This is a genomic window from Pseudomonas sp. Sample_24 (assembly GCF_004307605.1).
Classification (GTDB): domain Bacteria; phylum Pseudomonadota; class Gammaproteobacteria; order Pseudomonadales; family Pseudomonadaceae; genus Aquipseudomonas.
In genome coordinates, this window is the sequence record NZ_RCNW01000522.1 from 1 (window position 1) to 3704 (window position 3704).

At 53.4% G+C, this 3704-nt stretch carries 5 protein-coding genes and 1 pseudogene; 4 read left to right on the forward strand and 2 right to left on the reverse strand.

The annotated features are described in order from the left end of the window. The 4 genes from D8V06_RS29665 to D8V06_RS29680 all read left to right on the forward strand — a co-directional run. A partial coding sequence (locus D8V06_RS29665) for an ACT domain-containing protein (protein ID WP_130932369.1) occupies positions 1-168 on the forward strand: 168 nt, incomplete at its 5' end. Between the two features lie 126 nt (positions 169-294). Continuing rightward, positions 295-1128 carry a nucleoside triphosphate pyrophosphohydrolase gene (gene mazG, locus D8V06_RS29670; protein WP_130932370.1) on the forward strand — a complete coding sequence of 278 codons (834 nt, stop codon included), beginning with the start codon at positions 295-297 and terminating at the stop codon, positions 1126-1128. Positions 1129-1156: 28 nt separating this feature from the next. Continuing rightward, entirely contained in the window at positions 1157-1699 is a 543-nt protein-coding gene (locus D8V06_RS29675) for a DUF2058 domain-containing protein (RefSeq protein WP_056853120.1), read from the forward strand. 186 nt (positions 1700-1885) lie between these two features. Next, the gene (locus D8V06_RS29680; protein WP_130932371.1) at positions 1886-2833 is read left to right on the forward strand and encodes a hypothetical protein; all 948 of its coding nucleotides are present in this window, start codon (positions 1886-1888) and stop codon (positions 2831-2833) included. Between the two features lie 66 nt (positions 2834-2899). Here D8V06_RS29680 and D8V06_RS29685 read toward each other — a convergent pair whose 3' ends face one another. Beyond that, positions 2900-3088 (reverse strand): hypothetical protein, encoded by a 189-nt coding sequence (locus D8V06_RS29685; RefSeq protein ID WP_056853118.1) that lies wholly within the window; start codon positions 3086-3088, stop codon positions 2900-2902. Between the two features lie 385 nt (positions 3089-3473). Further along, a pseudogene (locus tag D8V06_RS29690) lies at positions 3474-3704 on the reverse strand (beta-ketoacyl-ACP synthase I); the annotation flags it as partial.

Sequence of the window (3704 nt, forward strand, 5' to 3'; positions counted from 1 at the left end):
GAGCGGATCAACGTGCTGGCGGTCAACACCCGTTCGAACAAGGAGGACAACACGGCGCTGATGTCCCTGACCATCGAGATTCCGGGGCTGGATGCATTGGGGCGGTTGCTGGGGCGGATTTCCCAATTGCCGAACATCATCGAAACCCGGCGTAACCGTACGCCGTGAAGAACGACGCCGATCAACTGTGGGAGCTGGCTTGCCAGCGATGGCATCACCTCGATTTTCCTCAGAGATCGAGTTGTCCGCATCGCCGGCAGGTCAGCTCCCACAGGTCTTGTTGAGACTGACCCGATGTATTCACTTGAAGACTTGCTTCATCTGATGAACCGCCTGCGCGACCCGCAGTACGGTTGCCCGTGGGACATCAAGCAAACCTACGCCACCATCGTTGCGCATACCCTTGAGGAAGCCTACGAAGTCGCCGACGCCATCGAGCGTGGTGACTTCGATCATTTACAGGGCGAACTCGGCGACTTGCTGTTCCAGGTGGTTTATTACAGCCAACTGGCCCGGGAGGAAGGGCGCTTCGAGTTCGACGGTGTGGTCGACAGCATCACCCGCAAACTGATCCGCCGGCATCCCCACGTGTTCCCTACAGGTGATCTCAATGCGCCGCTGGATGTGCCTCGGTTGACCGAAGAGCAAGTCAAGCAACGCTGGGAAGAGATCAAGGCCGAAGAGCGCGCGGAGAAATCTGCGGCACCGCTGCAGCTGTCGTTGCTCGATGACGTGCCCGCTGCATTGCCGGCGTTGTCACGCTCGGCAAAATTGCAGAAACGCGCAGCGCAGGTGGGTTTCGACTGGCCCGACGCTCTGCCGGTACTCGACAAGGTGCGCGAAGAACTCGATGAAGTCCTCGAAGCCATGTCGCAAAACGATCCCGAGGCGGTGGCTGGCGAGATCGGCGACCTGTTGTTTTCCGTGGTCAATCTTGCGCGTCATCTGAAGATTGACCCGGAAACCGCACTACGTGGCGCCAATGGCAAGTTCGAGCGACGTTTCCGTTTTATCGAACAGGCATTGCGCGACACCCACCGACCCATGGAAGATTGCACCCTCGAAGAGTTGGACGCCTTGTGGGGCGAAGCCAAACGTCAGGAAAAGAATTTGCCCAGCTGCGGTTGAGCAGTTGCCTAAGTGAGTAATAAGCACCATGAGCATTTCCCTTCGCGACCAGTTGCTCAAAGCAGGGCTGGTCAACCAGAAGCAGGCCAAGCAGGTCAGCAAAGACAAACAGAAGCAACAGCGTCTGGCCCACAAAGGCCAGGTCGAACTGGATGATTCCCAGCAGCGTGCAGCCCAGGAAGCCATGGCCGAGAAGGTCAAGCGCGATCAGGAGCTCAATCGCCAGCAGAAGGAAAAAGCCGAAGCCAAGGCCCGTGTCGCGCAGATCAAGCAATTGATTGAAGCCACGCGCCTGCCGAAGCTGACGACTGAGGATTACTACAACTTCGTTGATGACAAGAAGGTCAAGCGTCTGTCGGTCAATACGCTGATGCGCAACAAGCTCAGCAATGGTTCGCTGGCCATCGTGCATCATGCCGGTGGTTATGAAGTCATTCCCCGTGAAGCGGCGCTGAAGATCCAGGAGCGTGACCCTCAGCGCATTGTGCAGCTGAACGTGAAGACGGAAGAAGTCGCAGCCGAGGACGATCCGTACGCGGCTTACCAGATTCCTGATGATCTGATGTGGTAATCCATTTGTCTTGTTAGCGAACTTACATGTTTGCTGGCAATTCACTTGATTTTTATATTGAGCCCGAAACATCGTATCGATACGATCTTTCGGGTTTTCTTTTGCCAAAAATACTTTACTTGCAAGTGAAGTTGCACAGCGGAGAAAACCCAATGGAATGAATTTTATGACATAAGGATATGTTTGATGTTGATCAATATTGCTTCGTTGCGCCAACCTACTTTTAAATCACAATTTTCCAAACAAAGACCGTCCTACCTATCCATCAATGATTACCTGACGAGCGAACTCGATGCGCGGGTTGATCATGTGCGCTGGAAAATAAAGGTCGCAGCCAAGGCCGCTCGCGAGCGGCATGCGGGTGCCGCCTGTCTGTTCTTTACCCTGCCCGAGTTCTTCTGGAACATACCCTGGCACGTCGTGCAGAGTGAGGAGGAACTTCACGAACTGAACTCCGCTTACCTTGAAAAGCTATCGGCTGCTGTCATGACGTTGATGGAGGATCTCCCGGTTGAGCATTATGGGAAAATCGTTTTGCTGGGAGGAAGTTGCGCAAGCCTTATAAAAATTGAGCAGAGCGACTCCAATCATTACGAGGCCATCAATTATTTGCTGGTCATCTCCAACAAAGAGTATGAGGTGGATAAACCGCTTATTTCGATGTGGCCAAAACGTTATGTGTCAGGTATCGATTTTGGCCGGCATGTCGGGACATCGGCGGGGTATTGGTACTTTAATCTTTTCGGTGACTTTGTTGTAAAGGTCAAGGCGCTCAGCAGTGTGCAAGCCGAACACAGTTACTTCGACAGTTATGAAGGAAGATTTTTGAACAATCTTGTTCCCGGCTGTCCGTTCGGCGTCAATCTGTGCCTTGATTATTCGCTGCTTAAAGAGGGCGAGCGAGACGAGGAGATTGAACTGAAAAATTCGAAGATCGATTTTCTGATTGCTTGTGGCATGGGCTTGGACTACAGCAAACGGCATCTGCCATCGATACAGTACTCCGTCAGGAACGACGGTTTCGACGATGGGGAATGCGAGGTGGTCAGACATGACGCGGGAAAGATCGTCGGGGTTGTCCCTTCAGTGGTGATCGATGGCGATGTTCATCTGGCTTCTTTGCGCATTACGTAACGTGTCAGATTGCGCTGCAGCTCACTGTGTAGGAAGGGCGAGCTGCAGCGAGGGCACGTTTCGTGTTCAGCCAGTCATGAGTTCGCGTTCATGTTCCAGCATTTCCAACTCGGCCTTGTAATTCTGGGCGTCGGTCTCGCTATGGAACATCCCCACCAGCAATTCCTGTTGATGTACATCCCAGATCCGGATACCGGCGGCTACGCCTTCATGGGACATTTTTGAATCGTCGCGTTCAGTTACTTTTACAGTCATCTGCTAGCTCCAATCTCTGTTATCTGCAGCAAGGCATGTGCAGGACTCTGTTATATGTTTTGGTAGCTTGCTAAGTAAACGACTGGCTTTGGAAAGGGTTTGTTGCAGAATTGGAAACAGTCCTGCAGCCCACGGAAACCGCGACATTCAGTCGCTGGGCGGATGGTTGCATGACAAAAGCTTCATCTTCCATCGACATATTTCATCCTGTGGGAGCTGGCTTGCCAGCGATAGCGGTGTGTCAGCCGATGCTGATGTTTGCTGTGCCGACGTCATCGCTGGCAAGCCAGCTCCCACAGGTAATATGTCAGCCTGGTTAATTCAAAAGGCAAAAAAAAACGCCCCGAACCAGTCGGGGCGTTTTCATGTGTGGCTCAGCGGGGAATTACTTGCCTTCCCAGCGCTTCAGTACCAGCGTGGCGTTGGTGCCACCGAAACCGAAACTGTTGCTCATCACAGTGTTGATGGTGGCGTTCTCGCGGGTCTTGGTCAGCACCGGCAGGTCGGCCACTTCAGGGTCCAGCTCGTCGATGTTGGCGGAGCCGGCAATGAAATTGCCTTCCATCATCAGCATGCAGTAGATCGCTTCGTGAACGCCGGCGGCGCCCAGGGAGTG